Below are 21,722 nucleotides of genomic sequence, written 5' to 3'. Positions count from 1 at the left end.
GGCTGTATGCACTTCTGACTGGTGCAGCCAGGCAGAGCTGCCGCGCAGCTCCTCGGAGGATTAATCCAGCGAAATATTCGCGTTCTTGATCACAGGTCCCCACTTGGCGCGCTCGGCTTCCAGGTATCTGCCATAGGCCTGAGGCGTGCCGCCCATGATCTGGCCGCCACTGCTTTCGATCATCTGGCGCAGAGACTTGTCGCTCTTGAGCGCTTCGTTGACGGCCTGGTTGAGCTTGGCCACCACGGCGTCGGGCGTGTTGGCCGGTGCAACCATGCCCAGCCAGTTGTACGACTCAAAGCCCTTGACCCCGGCTTCGTCCAGAGTAGGTACGTCGGGCAGCACGGCCAGGCGGGTCTTGCTGGAAACGGCCAGGGCATTGATCTTTTTGGCCTTGATCGAAGGCAGGGCCGAATAGCCCATCTCGAACATCATGGCCAGATGGCCGCCCATGAGGTCAGTGGCTGCCAGTGAGCCGCCCTTGTAGGGCACATGGGTCAGCTGGGTCTGGGTCTGGTAGGCCAGCAGCTCGCCCGACAGATGATGGGCCCCGCCCACGCCCGAGGAGCCATAGGTCAGATCGCCGGGCTTGGCCCTGGCATGGGCCAGCAGTTGCTGCACGTTCTTGAAGGGCTGGTTGGGAGCGGTGGTCAGAAACAGGGGAGCCTGCTCGATGAGGATGATGGGCTTGAACGCCGTCTTGGCGTCATAAGGCATCTTTTTCATCAGCATGGGATTGGTGACCAGGGGGCCGGGCGAGCCGAAGCCGAAGGTGTGGCCGTCGTTGGCCTTGGCGATGGCATCCGTACCCGTCACGCCGCCGGCACCGCCACGGTTGTCGATGATCACGGGCTGGCCCAGCGCCTTGCCCAGCGAGTCGGCAATCAGGCGCGCGCGGGTGTCGGCATAGCCGCCTGCCGCATAGGGCACGATGAGCTTGACGGTGCGGGTGGGCCAGGCATCCGAGCCTTGGGCCAGAGCGGCAGAGGCGCCACCCAGCAAGGCTGTGATGGCGGCGGCACAGGCAGTGGCGCACAGCAAGGCGTTTCTACGGGAAATCATGAATCAGGTCTCGGTATTGTTATATGGCTCCAGCGTATATGGGGCATACGCTGGCTGCTATGTTTTTTGCGCAGCTCACTTTTCCTGCATATGAGCTGCCTTGACGATCTCGCCCAGGCGCTTGCGCTCGGCATCGGCAAACTTCACGAACTCCGCACGTGTGCCGCCTACCGGCTCGATGCCCAGGCCCTTGAGCTTCTCGACGGTGGCGGGCTCCTTCATGGCCTTGTCCACGGCAGCAGCCAGCTTGTCCAGAATGGCGGGTGGCGTGCCCTTGGGGGCATGAATGCCGGCCCAATGCGCGATCTGCAGGTCGGCAAAGCCCTGCTCCACGGCGGTGGAGAGCTGCGGGTAGGCGGAGATGCGCTGGGTCCAGGTCGTGGCCAGAGGCTTGAACTTGCCCTCATGAAGGATGTGCGGCAGCGCGATGATGCTGGCTTCGGACGTGCCTTCGACCTGGCCGCCGAGCACGGCCGTGGTGCTCTCCGAACCGCTCTTGTAGGGCACGGGCTGTAGCTTGGCGCCGTATTTCACATTCAGCATCTCGGCCACGAAGTGCGGCGTGCTGCCCGTGCCGGCGGTTGCAAAGTTGAAGCCGGCACCCTTCTTCGAGGCTTCGACGAAGTCGCGCAGGTTGTTATATGGCGCGTTCTTGGGAACGACGATTACCGAAGGCGCCAGGCCGATCATCACCACGGGCTGCAGAGCATCGTCCTTGAAAGGCATGGTCTTCTTGATCATGCTGTTGGAGATGACGCCGGCCGCGCTGACCAGCAGCGTATAGCCATCGGGCTGGGCCTTGGCCACGATATCAGCACCCACGGTGCCGCCCGCGCCAGGACGGTTGTCAATCACCACAGGCTGGCCGAGGATCTTGGAAGCGCCTTCGGCTGCCGATCGGGCCATCAAGTCATTGGCACCGCCAGCGGAAAACGGCACCACGAGGCGAATCGGGCGAGTGGGCCAGTCGGCGGCCTGGACCAGGCCTGCGGGAGCCAGCACGGACAGAGCCAAGGCCTGGACAACAAGATTGCGGCGGTTCAAAAACATCGATATCTCCTGGATCCAAATTCATATGGGTATGGGCTGTTACCGCAAGCACTGTGCCAGTTGGATCTAGGGGAAACCCTTTGCGAATCAAATGCTTGAAATCATTGAATTTTTTGCGATTTCTTGGGGTGCCTTTCTGCGAGGGTGTATTGGTTGTGTTTCGATGATGAAATAATTGTTTTCATGAATGAAACAGATGAGATATCCAACGATGGCGTCAATCGGATGCCGGCAACTGGTCAGCCGCATTTGCCCCACATCGTCACCGTAGGCCGCTATCGTGTGGGGCGGGTGCTGGAGCGGCTGGCACAGCCCTGGTCGGGTGAGGCCAGGTTCTCGCATATCTCGGCTTCCTTCGACGATGCGGTGGCCCAGGTGCAGGCGCTCAATCTGCGCCAGCCTATCGACGCCCTGGTGGGGGCTGGAGCCAGCGGTGCCTGGATTCGCGAGCGCGTGGACATTCCGCTGGCCATGGTCGAGGTGCGCGGCCTGGATTTGCTGCAGGCGCTGCGTCAGGCCAAGCTGCAAACCACGCAGGAGGCTGCGCGCGTGGGCCTGGTCAACTTCGAGGTGCCGTCGCCCGTGGTGGCTCAGTTCGACAGCCTGTTTGGTCTGGGCTTGGTCCAGATCGCCTATCAAGGTCCGCATGATGCGCCGGCCTGTGTGCAAAAGCTCAAGGCTGCAGGCGTTGGTGCCGTGGTGGCGCCAGGCCTGGTGGCCGATTTGGCAGAGCAGGCGGGCATGGCCAGCGTGTTGCTGTATTCCGATATTTCGGTGCGTCAGGCACTCAGTGACGCCATGCTGCTGGCCCGCCATCGACGTGCCGAGCGCGACCGGCATCAACGGCTGGAAACCGTGTTGCACCAGTTGCAGGACGGTGTGGCGGCTGTGGACGAGCGTGGCCGCATTTGCGCGCTGAACCCGCGCATGGCAGCCTTGCTCGGGGCCTCGGTCGAGGCCTTGCACGGCCGCATGCTGGAGGAGGTGGCGCCGTCCCTGGGAACGGCTCGGGCACTGGCGGGCGAGGAGGGCGGAGAAGAGGTGGTGCAACTGGCCCTGCGTACCCTGGTGGTGCGACGTGCGCCAATTGTGGAGAACGGGCTGGTGACCGGCGCTTTGCTGGTCTGCCGCGATCCTGCAGTCATCCAGCGGGCCGATCGCAGCCTGCGCGCCAATCAGCGGCAAAGAGCTAGCGGTGTGCGCTGGCGTATTGAGGACTATCTGGGCAGCAGCCCCGCTGCCCAGCGTGTGCGACTGCTGGCCAGGCAGTACGCGAACAGCGATGCGACGGTGCTCATCCTGGGCGAAAGCGGGACCGGCAAGGAGCTGGTGGCGCAAGGCATTCACAGCGCGGGACGACGTGCGGAGCAGCCATTTCTGGCGGTCAACTGCGCGGCGCTCAGTGAAAGCCTTCTGGAGAGCGAGCTTTTCGGCTACGAGGAGGGCGCTTTTACCGGAGCCAGGCGTGGCGGCAAGACCGGGCTGATCGAGGCTGCGCATACCGGGACCCTGTTTCTCGATGAAATTGGCGACATGCCGCTGGCGCTGCAATCGCGGCTGTTGCGCGTGCTGCAGGAGCGCGAGGTATTGCGCGTAGGTTCCACCGCGCCGATTCCCGTGGATGTGCGCGTGATCGCCGCCACCCATGCGGATCTGGCGGATCAGGTGGAGCGCGGCCGCTTCCGGCGCGATCTCTACTACCGGCTGGCGGTGCTGCGCCTGAGTACGCCTTCGCTGCAAATGCGTGGTGCCGCCGATATTGCGGAACTGGGCCGCGCCATGCTGGCTCAGCGCTTGAGCGCGGCAAGCGGGCTGCCCCGCGCACTGCATGACAGAGTGGGGCAGCAGCTCGATGCACTGCTGGCCAGGGCCGCGGCGCATGACTGGCCCGGCAATGTCCGTGAACTGGACAACTGGGTGGAGCGTCTGCTGGCCTGCAGCGATTATCTGGGCTCAGGCCGGGGCGGTCTTCTGGATATGGCGCGTTTGCTTGAAGTCTTCCCGGAGTGTGCCGACGGCCTGGCTTTGGCTGAGCCTGCAGCGGCCCGGCAGGCTCAGCTCAGAGACGCGGGCCGCCTTGCCGAGCAGAAGCGATTGTGTGAGGTGCTGGAGTCGGTCGGCGGCAATCAACGGCAGGCCTGTGAGATTCTCGGCATCAGCCGGGCCACTTTGTGGCGGCGCATGAAGGCTTAGCTGCGGAGCGGCTTGAGCGGCAGCAGGACACCATACGTATGATTTCGGCCAATATCGTGAGTGGATGGCGTGAATTTCGGCATCTGGCGCAACAATCTCCTGCAAGCTTGGATCGGGCTCTGACTTGAGCCTTCAAGGTCTGAACGACTGCAAGCGCGACAAGGCCAGGACCGGCAACAGGACAGGCCGTAGATTTATCGGTTGGAATCGGGAGGGAGACGGCTTATGTCCGATGTGAGCGAGCTTGAGAACGAGAGTGCGGTCTACAGAACCTTGCTGGAGTCCACCAAGGCCATTCCCTGGAAGATCGACTGGGCGACCATGAAGTTCGCCTATATCGGCCCTCAGATCGAGAGCCTGCTTGGCTGGAGCCGTGAAAGCTGGGTCAGCGTCGAAGACTGGGCCATGCGCATGCATCCCGACGACCGCGAATATGTGGTGAATTTCTGTGTGAGCCAGTCCCAGGCCGGCGTGGACCATGAGGCTGACTATCGCGCACTGACCAAGGACAACGGCTATGTCTGGATTCGCGATGTGGTTCATGTGGTGCGCAACGAACACGGTGAAGCCCAGGCGCTGATCGGCTTCATGTTCGACATCAGCGAACGTAAAAAGACCGAGGAAAGACTGCTGAGTCTGCAGAAGGAGCTGGAGGTTCTCTCCTTCAAGGATGGCCTGACCAGCATTGCCAACCGACGCTGCTTCGACGCCAGCTTCGAGCAGGAGTGGGAGCGCACGCGCAGCGATGGCAAGCCCCTGTCCATGCTGCTGTTCGATGTCGACTTCTTCAAGCAATACAACGATTTGTACGGTCATATACAGGGCGACAAATGTCTGGTGGATATTGCTCAGACCCTGAGCCTGGCACTGGACGGACAGCGTGACCTGGTGGCGCGTTACGGTGGCGAGGAGTTTGTGGTGCTGCTGCCCGAAGCAGACGCCGAAACCGCGCAAAAGGTGGCCGAGCGCTGCCAGCGCCTGATCCAGAAGCAGTCCATCGTGCATGCGCTGTCGCCCCATGACCGAAGGGTGACCGTCAGCATTGGCGCGGGTACGGTGCTGCCGGCAGAGCATATTCGACCTGCCGGCTTTATCGAAGCTGTGGACCGGCAGCTCTATGCGGCCAAGAACAAAGGCCGCCACCGGATTGAAAGCGTGACCTTGAGCACTTGAGCCTTGCCAAGGCCTGCATGCCGCAGGCGACCGGCAGTGCACACCCGGTGTCAGGCCTGCAGCACTTCGCCAGGCACCCGTACCCAGCCTTCCATCAGAATGCGGGCGCTACGGCTCATCAAGGCCTTGGTGACCTGCCATTGTCCCTGGTCGCTCCTGGCTTCGGCCCCCACACGCAGGGTTCCGCTGGGATGGCCGAAGCGCACGGACTGGCGCTCGCCGCCGCCCGCTGCCAGATTGACCAGCGTGCCGGGAATGGCGGCAGCCGTGCCGATGGCGACGGCTGCCGTGCCCATCATGGCGTGGTGCAGCTTACCCATGGACAGCGCCCGCACCACCAGATCGATATCCTTGGCGGCAATGGCTTTGCCGCTTGAGGCGATATAGCTTTGCGCAGGAGCCACAAAGCCGATCTTGGGCGTGTGCTGGCGTGTGGCGGCTTCACCGAGATCCTTGATCAGGCCCATCCTGAGTGCGCCATGGGCGCGAATGGCTTCGAATCTGGCCAGTGCTGCGCCATCGCTGTTGATGGCGTCCTGCAGTTCGCAGCCGGTGTAACCCAGCTCTCTGGCATCGAGAAAAATGGTCGGAATGCCGGCATTGATGAGGGTCGCGCAAAAGCGGCCGACGCCGGGCACATCCAGCTCGTCGCTGACATTGCCGGTGGGAAACATGGCAGCGCCGTCCTCACCTTCATCGGCGGGATCCAGGAACTCCAGCGCCACTTCGGCAGCGGCAAAGGTCACGCCGTCAAGTTCGAAGTCCCCGGTTTCCTGTACCTGACCATCGCGGATCTGCACATGGTTGATGATGGTCTTGCCGATATTGGCCTGCCAGATGCGGATGGTAGCCACGCCGTTGTGCGGAACGCGCTCGGCCGGAATCAGACCCATGTGGATCGCGCAGGGACCGACGGCTGCGCTCAAGTTGCCGCAGTTGCCGCTCCAGTCCACAAAAGGCTGATCGATGGAAACCTGGCCGAACAGATAGTCCACATCGTGATCGGCGCTTGCGCTCTGGCAGAGGATCACGCCCTTGCTGGTGGAGGATGAGGCATTACCCATGCCGTCAATCTGTTTGCCATAGGGATCGGGGCTGCCAAGGGTGCGCAGAAAGATGGCGTCGCGAACAGGGCCGGGCTGCCGGGCCGTTTCGGGCAGATCCTGAAGCTTGAAGAACACACCTTTGCTGGTGCCTCCGCGCATATAGGTGGCGGGAATGCGGATTTGCGAAGTGAGGGACATGGAATGGCAAACAAACAAGGTATTCAAGGCTTAAGCCAGGGCTTGAGCCTTGAATCAGTGAAACAGGCGTAGTTGTTGGGGACGAGGCGCAGAGCCGGAAGCCAATGGCCAGCGATGCAGTACCTGGTAGCGTAACTGCTTGCCTGTGACGGTTCGCTCGACCAACTGAATCTCATCGATCAGCCAGTCAACGGGATCGATACGCCGAGTGGGCAGGGCATGTAGTGCTCTGTAGCTGATGGTGATGTGCGGTCTATGACCGCTATCCTTGAAGCCGTGGGATTTCAACTCGGTCTGCAGCGTTGTCAGCAGCCGGTTGAAAGGCTCCGGACGTCCGCAGGTGCACAAAGACCAGTGAATGCGCTCGCCCACCTCACCGCGAATGCGGTTGAAGCTGAGCTCGAAGGCTTTCAGCTGTGCCGCTTGCACGGCATTGCCTGCGGCCAGCAGGGCGAGCAGTGCCTCTTGCCCGGAGTCAAACGGGCCACACCAGGTTTGGTGCCAGTTATCTGGGAGAACAGGCGCTCGCCCAGTTCCTTATCAAGGCCCAAAGCGTTGATCCGGGCACACAGGCGATGACGTACCAGGCTTTGGGGCTGGGTGACAATCAGTATGCGTGCCTGGCTCATAGCTGCTCCTTAGCTCACAAGTTCAGCCGTCGATGTGGAATCGGCCGCTGCGCTGTCCGCCAGGAAATCCTGGGCAAAGCGCTGCAGCACGCCACCGGCCTCGTAAATCGAGACTTCTTCTGCGGTATCGAGGCGACACAGTACCGGCACTTCGGTGCGAACACCGGTCGTTCGGTGGATATGAAGTGTAAGCATGGCCTGGGGGCTACGCTGGCCGATGACATCAAAGCTCTCAGTGCCATTCAGCCCCAGTGTGTGGCGGCTCGTGCCGGGCAGGAACTCCAGCGGCAACACCCCCATGCCGATCAGATTGGTACGGTGGATACGCTCGAAGCCCTCGGCCACGATGGCCTCCACACCGGCCAGGCGCACGCCCTTGGCTGCCCAGTCGCGGCTCGATCCCTGGCCATAGTCGGCTCCGGCGATGATGATCAGCGGCTGCTTGCGCTGCATGTAGGTTTCTATGGCCTCCCACATGCGCAGGGTCCGGCCCTCGGGCTCGACGCGGGCGAGAGAGCCCTGGCGCACCTTGCCCTGGTCGTCTACCACCATTTCGTTGAACAGCTTGGGATTGGCGAAGGTGGCGCGCTGCGCGGTCAGGTGGTCGCCGCGATGCGTGGCATAGGAGTTGAAGTCCTCCTCGGGCAGACCCATTTTGTGCAGATACTCGCCTGCGGCCGAGTCCATCAGGATGGCGTTGGAGGGCGAGAGGTGATCGGTGGTGATGTTGTCGGGCAGTATGGCCAGAGGGCGCATGCCGCGCAAACTGCGCTCGCCCGCGAGGGCTCCCTCCCAGTACGGCGGTCGGCGGATATAGGTACTCTGCGGGCGCCAGTCATACAGTGCCTCGACCTTCTCGCCCTGGTCTGCGCGGATGGCAAACATGGGTTCATAGACCGCACGGAACTGCTCGGGTTGGACTGCAGCCTTGGCCACGGCGTCGATCTCCTCGTCGCTGGGCCAGATGTCCTTCAAGCGGATTTCGCGGCCCTGGAAGACGCCCAGCACATCGTTCTCGATATCGAAGCGGATGGTGCCCGCAATCGCATAGGCCACGACCAGCGGCGGCGAGGCGAGAAAGGCCTGTTTGGCATAGGGATGGATGCGGCCATCGAAGTTGCGATTGCCCGAGAGCACGGCCGTGGTGTAGAGGTCGCGGTCGATGATCTCCTGTTGAATCACGGGGTCCAGCGCGCCGCTCATGCCGTTGCAGGTGGTGCAGGCAAAGGCCACCACGCCAAAGCCCAGCGCTTCCAGGTCCTGCAGCAGACCAGCTTGCTGCAGATACAGCGGCACGGTCCTGGAGCCGGGGGCGAGAGAGGTCTTGACCCAGGGCTTGCGCGCCAGACCCAGATTGCGCGCGTTGCGCGCCAGCAGACCGGCCGCGATCACATTGCGCGGGTTGCTGGTGTTGGTGCAACTGGTGATGGCGGCAATGATCACGGCCCCATCGGGCATACGGCCCTCGGCTCTCGCCCACTCACCGGCAATGCCTCTTGCTGCAAGCTCGCTGGTTGCCAGGCGGGCGTGCGGATTGGAGGGGCCGGCCATATTGCGCACCACGCTGGACAGATCAAAGCTCAGCGTACGTTCATATTCGGCATTTTCAAGGCTGTCTGCCCACAGGCCTGCCTGTCTGGCGTAGTTCTCGACCAGTTGCACCTGGGCAGACTCGCGCCCCGTCAGGCGCAGATAGGCGATCGTCTGTTCGTCGATCGCAAACATGGCGGCCGTAGCCCCATATTCGGGCGCCATGTTCGAGATGGTGGCGCGGTCGCCGATGGAGAGGCTGCGCGCGCCTTCGCCATGGAACTCCAGATAGCTGCCCACCACTTTCTGCTGACGCAGGAATTGGGTCAGGGCCAGCACGATGTCTGTGGCAGTGATGCCGGGCTGCCGCCTGCCAGTGAGCTGCACTCCAACGATCTCGGGCAGGCGCATCCACGAGGCGCGGCCCAGCATCACGTTCTCGGCTTCCAGCCCGCCCACACCCACGGCGATCACGCCCAGTGCATCGACATGCGGCGTGTGGCTGTCCGTGCCCACCAGGGTGTCGGGATATGCTTCGCCATCGATAGCATGGATCACAGGGCTCATGCGCTCCAGATTGATCTGGTGCATGATCCCGTTGCCAGGCGGAATCACTTCCACATTCTTGAAGGCCAGTTTGCACCACTCGATGAAATGGAAGCGGTCTTCATTGCGCCGGTCTTCGATGGCGCGGTTTTTCTCAAAGGCCTGAGGATCGTAGCCGCCGCACTCCACGGCCAGAGAATGGTCCACGATCAGTTGCACGGGCACGACGGGGTTGACCGCAGCCGGGTCACCGCCTTGCTCGGCAATCGCATCGCGCAGGCCGGCCAGATCGACCAACGCAGTCTGTCCCAGGATGTCATGACAGACCACGCGGGCCGGGAACCAGGGAAAGTCGCGTTCGCGCTTGCGTTCAATGACTTGCGTAAGGTACTCGGTCAGGTGGGCCGGATCGCTGCGCCGTACCAGATTCTCAGCATGGACGCGGCTGGTATAGGGCAGTGTGGTCCAGCTGCCAGGGCGTATGGCTTCCACAGCAGCTTTCGCATCGAAGTAGTGAAGCTGACTTCCTGGCAGGGGCTTGCGGTAACGCTGGGGTTGGGGTTTGCTCATTGTGGTGTCTGTTCGCGGTTTTCAGAGAGCCAGGGCTGTGCGCCGGTGCTCGGTCAGTGGGGCGGAAAACGTCAGGGGAGTACGCGGCGCGGGGCCCAAGGCCAGTTGCAGCCTCGCTTGTGCGATGGCATGCAAGTGCTCGGTCAGCTCTGTGCAGCCCCGGGGCTGCTGGCGTTGCAGCTGCGCAAGATGATGTGCAAGCAAGGTGCACAGCTGCTGGGCCTCGGCCACCTGAGCCGCCGTGAGCTGGGTGACCGTCATGCCCCGCCTTGGCTGGGCCGTCAGCAGTCCTTCATGGCACAGCAGCTTCATGGCTTCGCGCACAGGGGTGCGGCTCACGCCAAACTCCTGCGCCAAAGCGCCGTCGTTGATGTCGGAGCCGGGCGGCAAGCGGTGGCTCAGAATGCGCTCGCGCAGTTTGTTGGCGATGGCAATGCACAGTGAATGGGATTGCATGGGCTTGGCGGTCATGGCGCTTGGAAGAGATTTACTGACGCTCGTCGATGGGGATGAACGTCAGATCCTCCGGGCCTGTGTAGTTGGCGCTGGGACGGATGATCTTGTTGTCCTGGCGTTGCTCGATGATGTGCGCCGCCCAGCCGCTGGTGCGCGCAATCACGAACAGTGGCGTGAACATGGCAGTGGGCACGCCCATCATGTGGTAGCTGACGGCGCTGAACCAGTCGAGATTGGGGAACATGTTCTTGGTTTCCCACATCACTGACTCAAGCCGCGCGGCAATGTCGTACATCTTGGTGCTGCCGGCTTCATCCGACAGCGTCTTGGCGACGCCCTTGATGACCACATTGCGGGGGTCGCTCACGGTATAGACCGGGTGGCCAAAGCCGATCACGACCTCCTTGGCATCCACGCGGCGGCGAATGTCGGCCTCGGCTTCGGCAGGGTTGTCATAGCGCTTCTGGATCTCGAACGCCACTTCGTTGGCTCCGCCATGCTTGGGGCCACGCAGTGCGCCGATCGCGCCTGTAATGGCCGAGTACATATCGCTGCCGGTTCCGGCCACCACGCGGGCGGTAAAGGTCGAGGCATTGAACTCATGCTCGGCATACAGATTGAGCGAGGTATGCATGGCGCGCACCCAGCTCTCGCAAGGCCTGACGCCATGCAGCAGATGCAGAAAGTGACCGCCGATGGAGTCGTCCCCGGTTTCGACCTCGATGCGGCGGCCCGAGTTGCTGAAGTGGTACCAGTAAAGCAACATGCTGCCCAGGCTGGCCATCAGGCGGTCGGCGATATCGCGCGCACCTGGAAGGTTGTGGTCGTCTTTCTCCGGCAGCGCGCAGCCCAGGGCGGAGACACCGGTGCGCATCACGTCCATGGGATGGCTGGCGGCGGGCAACTGTTCCAGCGCAGTCTTTACGCTGCCGGGCAGGCCGCGCAAAGCCTTGAGCTTGGCTTTGTAGGCCTTGAGTTCGGCCTGTGTGGGCAGCTTGCCATGTACCAGCAGATGGGCGATCTCTTCAAACTCGCAGACCTCGGCAATGTCCAGGATGTCGTAGCCGCGGTAGTGCAGGTCGTTGCCGGTCTTTCCCACGGTGCACAGCGCCGTATTGCCTGCGGTCACACCGGAGAGGGCGACGGACTTTTTGGGCTTGAAACTTGCGGCGGCGTGGGCAGTGGCGGTTGGGGATGTTGCGTCGGTCACAGTGCTCATGGGTGTCTCCTTTGGATATGCAGTGCAGGCTCTTGCTGGTCTGCGATACTTCGCAATCTACGCATTTGCTTTTCATACGTACAGACCTGAATTAGTGAATGCTTGTGAAGGTGATTGCATGTATTTGCAAATTTTGCGAATCTTTGGCATCAGGAATAGGGAGTGGGTAAGTGGCCAAGACATTCATGGGCGTGCGCTTGCGCAGCCTGCGTGCCGAGCGCGGTCTTACGCAGGCTGCGCTGGCCCAAGCGCTGGAGCTGTCACCCAGCTATCTGAACCAGATCGAGCAGGATCAGCGCCCGCTCACGGTGGCCGTGCTGCTCAAGATTCACAGGGTGCTGGGCGTCGATATCCAGCAGTTCTCCGAGGATGAGGAGGCCCGCTTGCTGGCGCAGTTGCGCGATGCGGTGGCCGCCATGCCTCAGCCAGAAGGTGCCGTGCCGCTGCCCGAGCTGCGCGAGGTCGCAGCCAAGCTACCGCAGGTGGCACAGATGCTGCTGGCCATGCACCAGCGTCACCTGGCGGACGCAGAGCGGCTGGAGGCCTTGAGCGTCCATCTGGGTGATGGCCGTGCCGGGCCGGATGCCGACACCTCAGTTCACAGCAATGTCGCTGGGAATGGTGCAATGGCGGACCTGCTGGCTGAGCCCTTGCGCCAGATGCCGTTCGAGGCGGTGCGTGACTTCTTCTTTTCCCGCCGCAATTACCTTGATGCGCTTGATCGTGCTGCCGAAGCGCTGGCTCGGCAGGCTGCAGAGCAAGGCGGGCATCTGCATGACTGGCTGCAGTACCGGTTACAGGCACGACATGGGGTATTGGTTCTGCGTGCTCATGTCGGGACCGCTGAGAAAGCGGGCAGCCATAGGCGCTACGATGCGCTCACGCGCACCTTGTATGTGGCACCGCAGCTGAGCCCCATGCAGCAGGCGTTTCAGCTGGCTACGCAACTGGCACTGCTGGAGTTTGATTCACTGATTGAAAGGGAGCTGCAAAGCGTGTCCTGGCAGGACGAGGCCACGCTCCGGCTGGCACGCATGGGGCTGGCCAACTATGTAGCCGGGGCATTCGTGCTGCCATATGGAGTGTTTTTGCGTGAGGCCGAAGGCCTTCGCTACGACATAGACTTGCTGGCAAGGCACTTTGGTGTGGGCTTCGAGACCGTCTGCCATCGTCTCTCAACCTTGCAGCGAAGCGACGCGCCGGGCGTGCCGTTTTTCTTTATCCGAGTGGACCGGGCCGGCAATATCAGCAAGCGCCAGTCGGCCACGCATTTTCATTTCTCCAAGACAGGCGGCACCTGCCCGTTGTGGGTGGTGTACGAGGCTTTTACCCAGCCGGGTCGCATCGTGCCCCAGCTCGCCAGCATGCCGGACGGGCGTGTCTACCTGTGGATTGCTCGCACCATCAGCCATGCTGGCCAGGGCTGGGGGGCACCAGGCAAGACTTTCTCCATCGGCCTGGGCTGCGACTTGCAGCACGCCGCGCGGCTGGTGTATTCCCAAGGCATGGATTTGCGCAATATAGGAGCAGCGACTCCTATCGGCATGGGCTGCAAGGTATGCGAGCGCGGCGCTTGCCCGCAACGTGCCTTCCCGTACGTGGCCAAACCGCTCAAAGTCAATGAGAACGAGAGCGGGTTTGTCCCCTATGGCGGTTAGTTGCTGCTGCCATGTGCGGTGAAGTTGGAGATGAGGCATCTGACACGGGATTGCGGGCATCAGCTGATTGGAAGATGTGAAAATGCAGTGAAACGCAATTCTGTATTGCTTCAATTGCTATTGATTGAATAGCTTTTTGCGCAAATTCGCTTAGTCTTCTTGGACGATGGGCTGAAGGCGATTTCTTTTTACGCTTGTCTCCAAGTTTTGATTGCACATCAACAAGGAGACAAGAATGCGTCTAGCAGGAAAAGTTGCCGTGGTCACAGGGGCGGGCCAGGGCATGGGGCGAGCGATTGCACAGCGTTTTGCCGATGAGGGAGCCACTGTGGTGGCCGTGGACTTGAATGAAGAAGCGGCCAAGCAGACCCTGCAGGGCAAGCCTGGCAAGCATCTGGCCCGATCCTCCAACGTGGCCGACAGCGCTGCGGTCGATGCGCTGTTTGTCGAGATCCGCGAAAAGCTGGGCGCCGTCGACGTGCTGGTGAACAACGCCGGCGTAGGCTCGGTGGACCAGTTTGCCGATATTCCCGATGCAACCTGGGAGCGCGTGATTGGCGTGAACCTGAACGGCGCTTTCTACTGCGCCCGTGCCGCCGTCAAGCAGATGCAGGAAGGCAAGGGCGGAGCCATCGTCAATATCTCCAGCACCTCGGCTGTCAGTGGTGACGGTCCGGCGCACTACTGCGCTTCCAAGGCCGCCCTGATGGGTTTGACCCGTGGCATGGCCAAGGAGCTGGCGTCCAAGAAGATCCGTGTAAACACATTGGTTCCCGGTCCCACCAACACGCCCATGATGCAGGGCATTCCTCAGGAATGGGCCGATGCCATCATCGCCGGCGTGCCCATGGGGCGCATGGCTGAGCCAGAAGACATCGCCAAGGTGGCAGTGTTCCTGGCCAGCGACGACAGCGGCTTTGTGACAGGTCAGAACGTGGCAGTCAACGGCGGCAGCGCCTTCCTCTAAGGAGAGACAAGCATGAGCAAGCGTCTGGAAGGAAAGATGGCATTTGTGACCGGTGGTGGCTCCGGTATCGGTGCCGCAACGGCTGAGCGTTTCGCCCGGGAGGGGGCAACCGTTGTGATCTGCGGCCGCCGCAAGCAGCCTCTCGACGAAGTCGTGGCCAGGATCAAGGCGGCAGGCGGCAGTGCCGAAGCCATCGTGGCCGATGTGGGCAACGAAGCCCAGTTCGTTGGTGCGCTGGAGCAGACTGCCAAAAAGCATGGCGGCCTGGACATTCTGGTCAACAACGCCATGGCCTACACCTGGGGCGGCATCGATGCCATGACCACGGCCGACTGGCATGCCAATTTTTCCACCTCGGTGGACGGCACTTTCTGGGGGACGCGCACTGCGCTGAAGCTGATGGCCGGCAAGGGCGGCTCCATCGTCAATATCAGCTCCATCTGCGGCACGCTGGGAACGCCTTTCATGTCCGGTTACTCGGCGGCCAAGGCCGCCATCATCAACTTCTCACGTGCGGCGGCTGCCGAAGGAGCGGCGGCGGGCATCCGAGTGAACGTGGTGATCCCCGCCGTGGTGGAAACCCCTGCCACGGCCGGCATGCTGGCCGATGAAGCCTCGCGCAAGAACACCGAAAAGCTCATTCCCATGGGGCGCGTGGGTCAGTCCAGCGAGCTGGCCAATGCCGTGCTGTTTCTGGCCAGCGAAGAAGCCAGCTATGTGACAGGTGTCGCCCTGCCCGTGGATGGCGGCCGTTCCGCGGTGCTGGTGACGGCGCTGTAAGAAAGGGGCTGAAGAGATGAGTGAAGAACCCGTGAATCAGTGGCCGCAAACGCTGGATGAGCGCATCGACAGGCTGGAGTCGCTGGATTCGATTCGTCAGCTGGCTGGCAAGTATTCCCTGTCCCTGGACATGCGTGACATGGACGCCCATGTGAACCTGTTCGCTCCCGATATCAAGGTGGGCAAGGACAAAGTGGGGCGTGCGCATTTCATGGCCTGGCAGGACAGCACGCTGCGTGACCAGTTCACGGGAACCTCGCACCACCTGGGCCAGCACATCATCGAGTTTGTGGACCGGGATCACGCCACCGGCGTGGTCTACTCCAAGAACGAGCATGAGTGCGGTGCCGAGTGGGTCATCATGCAGATGCTGTACTGGGACGACTACGAGCGCATGGACGGCCAGTGGTATTTCCGTCGCCGCCTGCCCTGTTACTGGTATGCCACCGACCTGAACAAGCCGCCGATTGGCGACATGAAGATGCGCTGGCCCGGTCGTGAACCCTACCATGGCGCTTTTCATGACCTGTTCCCGAGCTGGAAGGAGTTCTGGGCCAGCCGCCCTGACAAGGATGAGTTGCCACAAGTGGCCGCGCCCGCGCCGCTGGAGCAGTTCCTCAAAACCATGCGCCGTGGCACACCCGCGCCGCGCATGCGTGTGCGCTAAGGAGCCGGCATGAGTCAAACGCTTTTCACGCCCATCCAGCTGGGCAAGATTGCTCTGCGCAACCGCGTGGTCATGGCCCCCATGACGCGCAACCGCGCCGATGCCGATGGCACGCCAACCGACATCATGGCCGAGCACTATGCCCAGCGCGCTGATGCCGGTCTGATCGTGGCTGAAGGGGCCTGGCCCGAGGTCACAGGTCAAGCCTATTGTCGTCAGCCCGGCATCGAAACTGCCGAGCATGTGCGCGGCTGGCGCCGGGTGACGGAAGCCGTGCATGCGCGTGGCGGATCCATCGTGCTGCAGATCATGCACTCCGGTCGTATCGGCAGCAGCCATATCAAACCCGCTGGTGTGCGTTCCGTATCGGCGTCCGCCATTCAGGCTCAGGGCAAGATCTGGACCGATGCTGCAGGCATGCAGGATTTCGACCTGCCCCAGGCATTGACGACGGAAGAAGTGCGCAAGGCCATTGCCGAGCATGCTGCGGCTGCACAGCGCGCCATGGATGCGGGGTTTGATGGCGTCGAGCTGCATGGCACCAGCGGTTATCTGAGTCTGCAGTTCCTGCACTCCAGCACCAATCGGCGTTGCGACGAATATGGCGGCGACGCCTGCAGCCGTTCGCGTTTCGCCGCTGAATGTCTGAGCGCCATGGGCAATGCCATCGGCATTGATCGCGTGGGTCTGCGCCTGAATCCGGGCAACACCTTCAATGACACTGCGGACGAAAACTCTGCTGCAACCCATGCCGAACTGATGCGTCAGGCCGCCAAGCTGGGCATTGCCTATCTGCATGTGATGCGTGCGGTGTTCGATCCTTCAATCGACGCCTTCAAGCTGGCACGTGAGAATTTTGGCGAAAACCTGATTCTCAACGACGGCTTTGATGCGCACAGTGCCGAAGCCGCGTTGCAGGCAGGCGAAGGCAAGGCGGTATCTTTTGCGCGGCATTTCATCGCCAACCCCGATCTGGTGCAACGCATGCGTCAGGGCCTGCCTCTGGCCAGGTTTGACCGCAACACCCTCTACACCCCCGGTGCCAGAGGCTACAACGACTATGCGTCTGCAGAAGAAGTGCAGACCGTCTGATCCATCAAGAAACTGAGTTCATCGTGTTGGCCGCATTCCCTCCTTGGGGGTGCGGCCTTTTTTTTGCACTGCGGGTTTTCACGGCTGTCGCGAGGGTGTCGGATCGGCCCGCTTAAAAGGTCCGAAAGCAATCTAGTCTATTGCTCTGAACTGCATGCTGATTCTTGTATGGATGCTATTAAATTTGGGTAATGAAGCGCTAAATCGTTAGTCTCAATGGACGATGTTTGCAAAGGCTCCCCTCTTCAGAATCCTCAGCATCACTAAAGGATTTGGGTTGGAGGCCCGGACATCATGATGGAAATACGTGGACTAGCGTACGTTGTTGCCGAGAGCTCTGATTTGGATCGCTGGGTCAGCTATGCACGCGATGTGCTCGGCATGATGCCAAGCACCACTGCCGATGGCGATCTGCTGATCAAGATGGATGAGCGTCAGTTCCGCTTCCAGGTTCAGCCTGGCAGCAATGACAGGTACTCCGCCTCCGGTTGGGAAGTGGCCGGCAAGCAAGCCTTTGAGCAGGCGCTCAAGGTGCTGCAGGCAGCGGATGTGCACTACGAAATAGGCAACTCCGAGCTGTGTGCCAAGCGCCATGTGCAGGAGCTGGCCATCGTGATGGATCCGTCCGGAAACCGTCATGAGATCGTCTGGGGCTTCAAGTCCGACTTCAGCCATTTCGCATCGCCCCAGGGTGTGTCGCGCTTCATCACCGGCGACTATGGTCTGGGTCACACCGTGCTGCCCGCTCCCGACTTTGACAAGACCGTGGCCTTTGTGCGCAATGTGCTGGGCTTTGGCCTCTCGGACATCTACAACTTCAAGCCCGCAGGCGATGCCGGCCCCACGGTCCGAATCCACTTCTTCCACTGTGCCAACGCTCGTCACCACAGCCTGGCACTGGCCGAGTTCCCTTCTGCATCGGGCTGCGTGCACGTGATGGTGGAGGTGGACAACATGCCCGAAGTGGGTCGTGCCATGGACCGCATGCAAAAGAGCCAGGTCAGGCTCTCGGCCACCCTGGGTCAGCACACCAACGACAAGATGATCTCGTTCTACATGAAGACGCCCTCCAACTTCGACCTGGAGTTCGGCTATGGCGGCGCCGTCATCGACTGGGATCACCACATCACGCACGAGTTCACGACCGTAAGCCTCTGGGGGCACGACTTCAGCGTGGGCCGTCCTGAAAACAACTGATAGGAGGCTTGGAGATATGGCCAATAAATTGATGACAGCGAAGGACGTTGTGGCATCCATCAAGGATGGCATGACGATCGGAATTGGTGGCTGGGGGCCCCGACGCAAGCCCATGGCCCTGGTGCGCGAGTTGCTGCGCAGCCCCGTCAAGGACCTGACCGTGGTGGCCTATGGCGGTGCCGATGTGGGCATGCTGTGTGCGGCCGGCAAGGTCAAGAAGTTGATCTTCGCCTTCGTGTCGCTGGACTTCATTCCGCTTGAGCCTTACTTTCGCAAGGCCCGCCAGAGCGGTGAGATCGAGGTCATGGAAATTGACGAAGGTCATATGGTGCTGGGCCTGAAGGCTGCGGGCATGCGTATTCCCTACATTCCCACCCGCGTCGGCCTGGGCACCGACGTGCTCAAGCACAACAGCTCCATCCGCCTGATCGAATCGCCCTACGACGGCAAGGAGTGGGTGGCGATGCCCGCCATCAATCTGGATGTGGCCCTGCTGCACGTGGATCGCGCGGACTCTCGCGGTGTCTGTCAGATTGCCGGTCCCGATATCTATATGGACGACCTGTTTGCCCGGGCCGCAACCCATACGTTTGTGAGCTGCGACGAACTGGTCGAGTCCAGCAGCTTCGAGTCGGAGCAAGCCGCGCGCCTGGTGTTCTGGGAGCGTTCTGAAACCACGGGCGTCGTGCATCTGCCCGGCGGTGCTCACCCATCGTCCTGCGCACCTCTGTATGGCTTTGATGTCAAACACTTCAAGGAATACGCGGCCAGCAGCAAGGAGGAGGGCGGCTGGAGCAGCTACCAGCAGAAATACGTGCAGTGCACGGAGCAGGAATATCTGGAAAAAGTGGGTGGCATGGAAGCAATCAAGCGCCTGCCCTTGCCCGTGTTCTGAGGAGGCACAGAGATGAGTGAAATTGCATTGGTAGATCGCGTCATCTGCGCCGCGGCACGCGCCTGGGAAAACGACGGTGAGGTGTTGGCCACCGGCATCGGCCTGGGGCCGCGACTGGCGGCTTCGCTGTGCATGCGGTCCATCAACACCGATCTGATCATGACGGACTCGGAGGCCTGGGTGGTCAACGAGCCCGTGCCCGTAGGTCCGCGAGGTGACTACAAGATCAAGCGTGAAAGCTGGATGGGTTTCTCGCGCATCTTCGACAACGTCTGGGGAGGCAAGCGACACGCCATGGTGGGGCCCGTGCAGGTGGATCGCTTCGGTCAGGGCAATATCTCCATGGTGGGCAGCGACTACGCCCGTCCCAAGTCCATGATGCTGGGCGTGCGCGGCTTCCCCGGTAACTCGATCAACCACGCCAACTCCTTCTTTGTGCCCAACCATAGCACCAAGGTTTTTGTGCCGGGCGAGGTCGACGCCGTGGGCAGCGTGGGCTACAACAGCGCACGCCTGGCCAAGGGCTGGACGCTGGAGGAGACCACCGACATCCGCTTCATCTTCACCAATCTGTGCGTGATGGACTTTGGCGGACCCAGCCATCAAGTGCGTCTGGTGTCGCTGCATCCCGGCGTGACGGCTGTGCAGGTCAAGGAGGCCACGGGCTTTCCGATCCATGTCCCCGAGAACGTGGGTGTGACACCTGATCCAACGCCCGAGCAACTGGCCTTGCTGGCCCAGCTCGATCCGCACAATCTGCGCGCTACGGTCATGGGAGCCTGATATGGATGATGCATCCAGCGAATTTGTGACACGCGAAGACAAGGCCGTCTACGAAACCGACGAGCCCGTGCTCTACAGCGTGGGCAACGGCATTGCCACGGTCACCATGAATCGACCCACGTTCAACAACGTGCAGAACTCGCAGATGACCTATGCGCTGGATGCGGCCTTGCGCAAGGCGACCGATGACGACGACGTCAAGGTCATCGTGCTGCGCGGCGAAGGCAGGCACTTCAGCGCGGGTCACGATATCGGCACGCCCGGGCGAGATATCAACAAGCCCTTTGAGCGCGTGCACCTGTGGTGGGATCACACCAACAAGCCCGGGGGCGAGCAGCTGTTTGCCCGCGAGCAGGAGGTGTACCTGGGCATGTGCCGCCGCTGGCGCGACATCCCCAAACCCATGATTGCCATGGTGCAGGGCGCTTGCGTGGCCGGCGGCCTGATGCTGGCCTGGGTCTGCGACCTGATCGTGGCCAGCGACGATGCGTTTTTCCAGGATCCCGTGGTGCGCATGGGCATTCCCGGTGTGGAGTACTTCGCCCACGCTCACGAGCTGCATCCGCGTATTGCCAAGGAGTTCCTGCTGCTGGGCGAGCGCATGCCGGCAGAGCGCGCCTATCAGATGGGCATGGTCAACCGCGTGGTGCCGCGCGCCGAGCTTGAGGACCAGGTCTATGCCATGGCCCAGCGCATGGCGGCCCAGCCGCGTCTGGGCCTGGCGCTGACCAAGATGGTCGTCAACAAGGCGGAGGAGCTGCAGGGCCTGCGCTCCACCATGGACATGGCTTTTGGCTACCACCACTTTGCGCACGCACACAGCCAGGCCATGGGCATGGGGCAACTGGGCGGCCAGGATGCCAGGTCCATGGCAAAGGCCAACAAAGAAGAGTCAAAGGCATGAGCAATATGAACGATATGGGCAGTCTGCGCACTCCTATCTGCGATCTGCTGGGGTGCCGACATCCCGTCATCCAGACTGCCATGGGCTATGTGGCGGGGGCTGATCTGGTGATAGGTACGACCAATGCTGGCGGCTTTGGCTTCCTGGCAGGTGCCACCATTGCCGCCGACAGGATCGAAGCCGAAATCCTGCGTGTCAAGCGCGAGACCGACGATCAGCCTTTCGGGCTGAACTTTCACATGTTCCAGCCCAATGCCCAGCAACTGCTGGACCTGGCTGTGAAATACCGTCTTCGTGCGGTGAGCTACGGCCGTGGCCCGGACAAGAAGGTGATTGGCCGTCTGCGCGATGCCGGCATCGTCTGCATGCCTACCGTGGGAGCCCTCAAGCACGCTCAGAAGGCGATCGAGATGGGCGCCAATGCCATCACCGTGCAGGGCGGTGAAGGGGGCGGTCATACCGGCAGCGTTCCCACCACGGTGCTGCTGCCTCAGGTAGTGGATGCGGTTGAGGTGCCCGTGATTGCCGCAGGCGGTTTCTATGACGGCCGTGGCCTGCTGGCTGCGCTGGCCTACGGTGCATCGGGCATTGCCATGGGTACACGCTTTTTGATGACCAGCGACTCCAAGGTTCCTGCGGAGACTTTGCAGCGCTATCTGGCTACAAAGGATGCGGAAAAGATCGCCATCTCGCACCTGGTCGACGGCATGCCCCAGCGCATGATCCCCAACGAATACCTGGCCATGCTGGAAAAAGCCAGCCCCATGAAGCGCTTGCGCATCGCCCTGGGTCTGGCGTTGCAGTGGAAGGCCGAGACCGGCATGACCACGGGCCAGGCCTTGAGCATCTTCCTGAAGGCCATGCGCGAAGACTCTTCTTCCGTCGCCCAGACCGTGATGGCCGCCAATGCCCCCATGTTGCTGCAGCGCTCCATGGTGGATGGCAACCCTGCAGAAGGTGTGATGTCAGCCGGCCAGGTGGCCGCGCTGATCGGCAAGCTCGACAGCTGCGAGGAAGTGATCGGCGGCATCGTCCGCCAGGCCATGGACCGTCGCAACGCATTGAACGCATTGACTCCCGCATAACAACAAGCCAACGAGGCTGGAT

19 protein-coding genes are annotated in these 21,722 nt (G+C 61.7%); 12 read left to right on the top strand and 7 right to left on the bottom strand.

The features are described from left to right. Window positions 1-60: 60 nt before the first annotated feature. Window positions 61-1,062: a Bug family tripartite tricarboxylate transporter substrate binding protein gene (locus tag QYQ99_RS05450; protein WP_302091764.1), complete on the bottom strand. Its 1,002-nt coding sequence runs from the start codon at window positions 1,060-1,062 to the stop codon at window positions 61-63. Between the two features lie 75 nt (window positions 1,063-1,137). Further along, a complete protein-coding gene (locus QYQ99_RS05445) occupies window positions 1,138-2,112 on the bottom strand; it encodes a Bug family tripartite tricarboxylate transporter substrate binding protein (RefSeq protein WP_302091763.1) in 975 nt (324 codons plus the stop codon). Between the two features lie 183 nt (window positions 2,113-2,295). On the opposite strand from QYQ99_RS05445, the gene prpR reads away from it, so the two are divergent. Next, window positions 2,296-4,305: a propionate catabolism operon regulatory protein PrpR gene (prpR, locus tag QYQ99_RS05440; protein WP_302091762.1), complete on the top strand. Its 2,010-nt coding sequence runs from the start codon at window positions 2,296-2,298 to the stop codon at window positions 4,303-4,305. Window positions 4,306-4,530: 225 nt separating this feature from the next. Continuing rightward, the gene (locus QYQ99_RS05435; RefSeq protein WP_302091761.1) at window positions 4,531-5,478 is read left to right on the top strand and encodes a sensor domain-containing diguanylate cyclase; all 948 of its coding nucleotides are present in this window, start codon (window positions 4,531-4,533) and stop codon (window positions 5,476-5,478) included. A gap of 50 nt (window positions 5,479-5,528) precedes the next feature. Here the strand turns inward: QYQ99_RS05435 and prpF are convergent, their stop codons facing one another. The 5 genes from prpF to prpC form a co-directional block, all read right to left on the bottom strand. Then, entirely contained in the window at window positions 5,529-6,722 is a 1,194-nt protein-coding gene (gene prpF / locus QYQ99_RS05430) for a 2-methylaconitate cis-trans isomerase PrpF (RefSeq protein WP_302091760.1), read from the bottom strand. 54 nt (window positions 6,723-6,776) lie between these two features. Then, complete coding sequence (locus QYQ99_RS05425; RefSeq protein WP_437439063.1) at window positions 6,777-7,151, bottom strand: 2'-5' RNA ligase family protein; 375 nt, start codon at window positions 7,149-7,151, stop codon at window positions 6,777-6,779. Between the two features lie 209 nt (window positions 7,152-7,360). After that, entirely contained in the window at window positions 7,361-9,997 is a 2,637-nt protein-coding gene (acnD, locus tag QYQ99_RS05420; protein ID WP_302091759.1) for a Fe/S-dependent 2-methylisocitrate dehydratase AcnD, read from the bottom strand. A gap of 21 nt (window positions 9,998-10,018) precedes the next feature. Further along, window positions 10,019-10,453 (bottom strand): GntR family transcriptional regulator, encoded by a 435-nt coding sequence (locus tag QYQ99_RS05415; RefSeq protein ID WP_302091758.1) that lies wholly within the window; start codon window positions 10,451-10,453, stop codon window positions 10,019-10,021. A gap of 31 nt (window positions 10,454-10,484) precedes the next feature. After that, on the bottom strand, window positions 10,485-11,672 hold the full coding sequence (gene prpC, locus QYQ99_RS05410; protein ID WP_302091757.1) for a bifunctional 2-methylcitrate synthase/citrate synthase: 1,188 nt from the start codon (window positions 11,670-11,672) through the stop codon (window positions 10,485-10,487). A gap of 170 nt (window positions 11,673-11,842) precedes the next feature. On the opposite strand from prpC, the gene QYQ99_RS05405 reads away from it, so the two are divergent. The 10 genes from QYQ99_RS05405 to QYQ99_RS05360 all read left to right on the top strand — a co-directional run bounded on the left by QYQ99_RS05405 (window position 11,843) and on the right by QYQ99_RS05360 (window position 21,700). Next, entirely contained in the window at window positions 11,843-13,330 is a 1,488-nt protein-coding gene (locus tag QYQ99_RS05405) for a short-chain fatty acyl-CoA regulator family protein (RefSeq protein WP_302091756.1), read from the top strand. A gap of 235 nt (window positions 13,331-13,565) precedes the next feature. Next, complete coding sequence (locus QYQ99_RS05400; protein ID WP_003078419.1) at window positions 13,566-14,297, top strand: SDR family NAD(P)-dependent oxidoreductase; 732 nt, start codon at window positions 13,566-13,568, stop codon at window positions 14,295-14,297. A gap of 12 nt (window positions 14,298-14,309) precedes the next feature. After that, complete coding sequence (locus tag QYQ99_RS05395; protein WP_302091755.1) at window positions 14,310-15,077, top strand: SDR family NAD(P)-dependent oxidoreductase; 768 nt, start codon at window positions 14,310-14,312, stop codon at window positions 15,075-15,077. 16 nt (window positions 15,078-15,093) lie between these two features. Then, window positions 15,094-15,744 (top strand): nuclear transport factor 2 family protein, encoded by a 651-nt coding sequence (locus QYQ99_RS05390; protein ID WP_302091754.1) that lies wholly within the window; start codon window positions 15,094-15,096, stop codon window positions 15,742-15,744. A gap of 9 nt (window positions 15,745-15,753) precedes the next feature. Beyond that, window positions 15,754-16,836: an alkene reductase gene (locus tag QYQ99_RS05385; protein ID WP_302091753.1), complete on the top strand. Its 1,083-nt coding sequence runs from the start codon at window positions 15,754-15,756 to the stop codon at window positions 16,834-16,836. Window positions 16,837-17,130: 294 nt separating this feature from the next. Then, on the top strand, window positions 17,131-18,033 hold the full coding sequence (locus tag QYQ99_RS05380) for a VOC family protein (protein ID WP_367882841.1): 903 nt from the start codon (window positions 17,131-17,133) through the stop codon (window positions 18,031-18,033). A 16-nt stretch (window positions 18,034-18,049) separates the two neighbouring features. Continuing rightward, the gene (locus tag QYQ99_RS05375) at window positions 18,050-18,928 is read left to right on the top strand and encodes a CoA transferase subunit A (protein WP_302091751.1); all 879 of its coding nucleotides are present in this window, start codon (window positions 18,050-18,052) and stop codon (window positions 18,926-18,928) included. A gap of 12 nt (window positions 18,929-18,940) precedes the next feature. Beyond that, window positions 18,941-19,711, top strand: coding sequence for a CoA-transferase subunit beta (locus tag QYQ99_RS05370; RefSeq protein ID WP_302091750.1), 771 nt, complete (start codon window positions 18,941-18,943; stop codon window positions 19,709-19,711). A gap of 1 nt (window position 19,712) precedes the next feature. After that, a complete protein-coding gene (locus QYQ99_RS05365; RefSeq protein WP_302091749.1) occupies window positions 19,713-20,615 on the top strand; it encodes an enoyl-CoA hydratase in 903 nt (300 codons plus the stop codon). Beyond that, a complete protein-coding gene (locus QYQ99_RS05360) occupies window positions 20,612-21,700 on the top strand; it encodes an NAD(P)H-dependent flavin oxidoreductase (protein ID WP_302091748.1) in 1,089 nt (362 codons plus the stop codon). Before QYQ99_RS05365 ends, QYQ99_RS05360 begins: the two co-directional genes overlap by 4 nt. Window positions 21,701-21,722 lie beyond the last annotated feature (22 nt).

It is taken from the genome of Comamonas testosteroni (assembly GCF_030505195.1).
In the GTDB taxonomy this organism is placed as follows: Bacteria; Pseudomonadota; Gammaproteobacteria; order Burkholderiales; family Burkholderiaceae_C; genus Comamonas; species Comamonas testosteroni_G.
Note: the sequence above shows the minus strand (reverse complement) of the source record. Positions and strands in the feature narration are given on the sequence as shown.

Coding starts and splice junctions, on each gene's coding strand:
- acnD (WP_302091759.1), bottom strand. CDS start 9,997: ATGAGCAAACCCCAACCCCAGCGTTACCGCAAGCCCCTGCCAGGAAGT.
- QYQ99_RS05385 (WP_302091753.1), top strand. CDS start 15,754: ATGAGTCAAACGCTTTTCACGCCCATCCAGCTGGGCAAGATTGCTCTG.
- QYQ99_RS05400 (WP_003078419.1), top strand. CDS start 13,566: ATGCGTCTAGCAGGAAAAGTTGCCGTGGTCACAGGGGCGGGCCAGGGC.
- prpR (WP_302091762.1), top strand. CDS start 2,296: ATGAATGAAACAGATGAGATATCCAACGATGGCGTCAATCGGATGCCG.
- prpF (WP_302091760.1), bottom strand. CDS start 6,722: ATGTCCCTCACTTCGCAAATCCGCATTCCCGCCACCTATATGCGCGGA.
- QYQ99_RS05380 (WP_367882841.1), top strand. CDS start 17,131: ATGATGGAAATACGTGGACTAGCGTACGTTGTTGCCGAGAGCTCTGAT.
- QYQ99_RS05445 (WP_302091763.1), bottom strand. CDS start 2,112: ATGTTTTTGAACCGCCGCAATCTTGTTGTCCAGGCCTTGGCTCTGTCC.
- QYQ99_RS05450 (WP_302091764.1), bottom strand. CDS start 1,062: ATGATTTCCCGTAGAAACGCCTTGCTGTGCGCCACTGCCTGTGCCGCC.
- prpC (WP_302091757.1), bottom strand. CDS start 11,672: ATGAGCACTGTGACCGACGCAACATCCCCAACCGCCACTGCCCACGCC.
- QYQ99_RS05370 (WP_302091750.1), top strand. CDS start 18,941: ATGAGTGAAATTGCATTGGTAGATCGCGTCATCTGCGCCGCGGCACGC.
- QYQ99_RS05365 (WP_302091749.1), top strand. CDS start 19,713: ATGGATGATGCATCCAGCGAATTTGTGACACGCGAAGACAAGGCCGTC.
- QYQ99_RS05390 (WP_302091754.1), top strand. CDS start 15,094: ATGAGTGAAGAACCCGTGAATCAGTGGCCGCAAACGCTGGATGAGCGC.
- QYQ99_RS05360 (WP_302091748.1), top strand. CDS start 20,612: ATGAGCAATATGAACGATATGGGCAGTCTGCGCACTCCTATCTGCGAT.
- QYQ99_RS05395 (WP_302091755.1), top strand. CDS start 14,310: ATGAGCAAGCGTCTGGAAGGAAAGATGGCATTTGTGACCGGTGGTGGC.
- QYQ99_RS05375 (WP_302091751.1), top strand. CDS start 18,050: ATGGCCAATAAATTGATGACAGCGAAGGACGTTGTGGCATCCATCAAG.
- QYQ99_RS05435 (WP_302091761.1), top strand. CDS start 4,531: ATGTCCGATGTGAGCGAGCTTGAGAACGAGAGTGCGGTCTACAGAACC.
- QYQ99_RS05415 (WP_302091758.1), bottom strand. CDS start 10,453: ATGCAATCCCATTCACTGTGCATTGCCATCGCCAACAAACTGCGCGAG.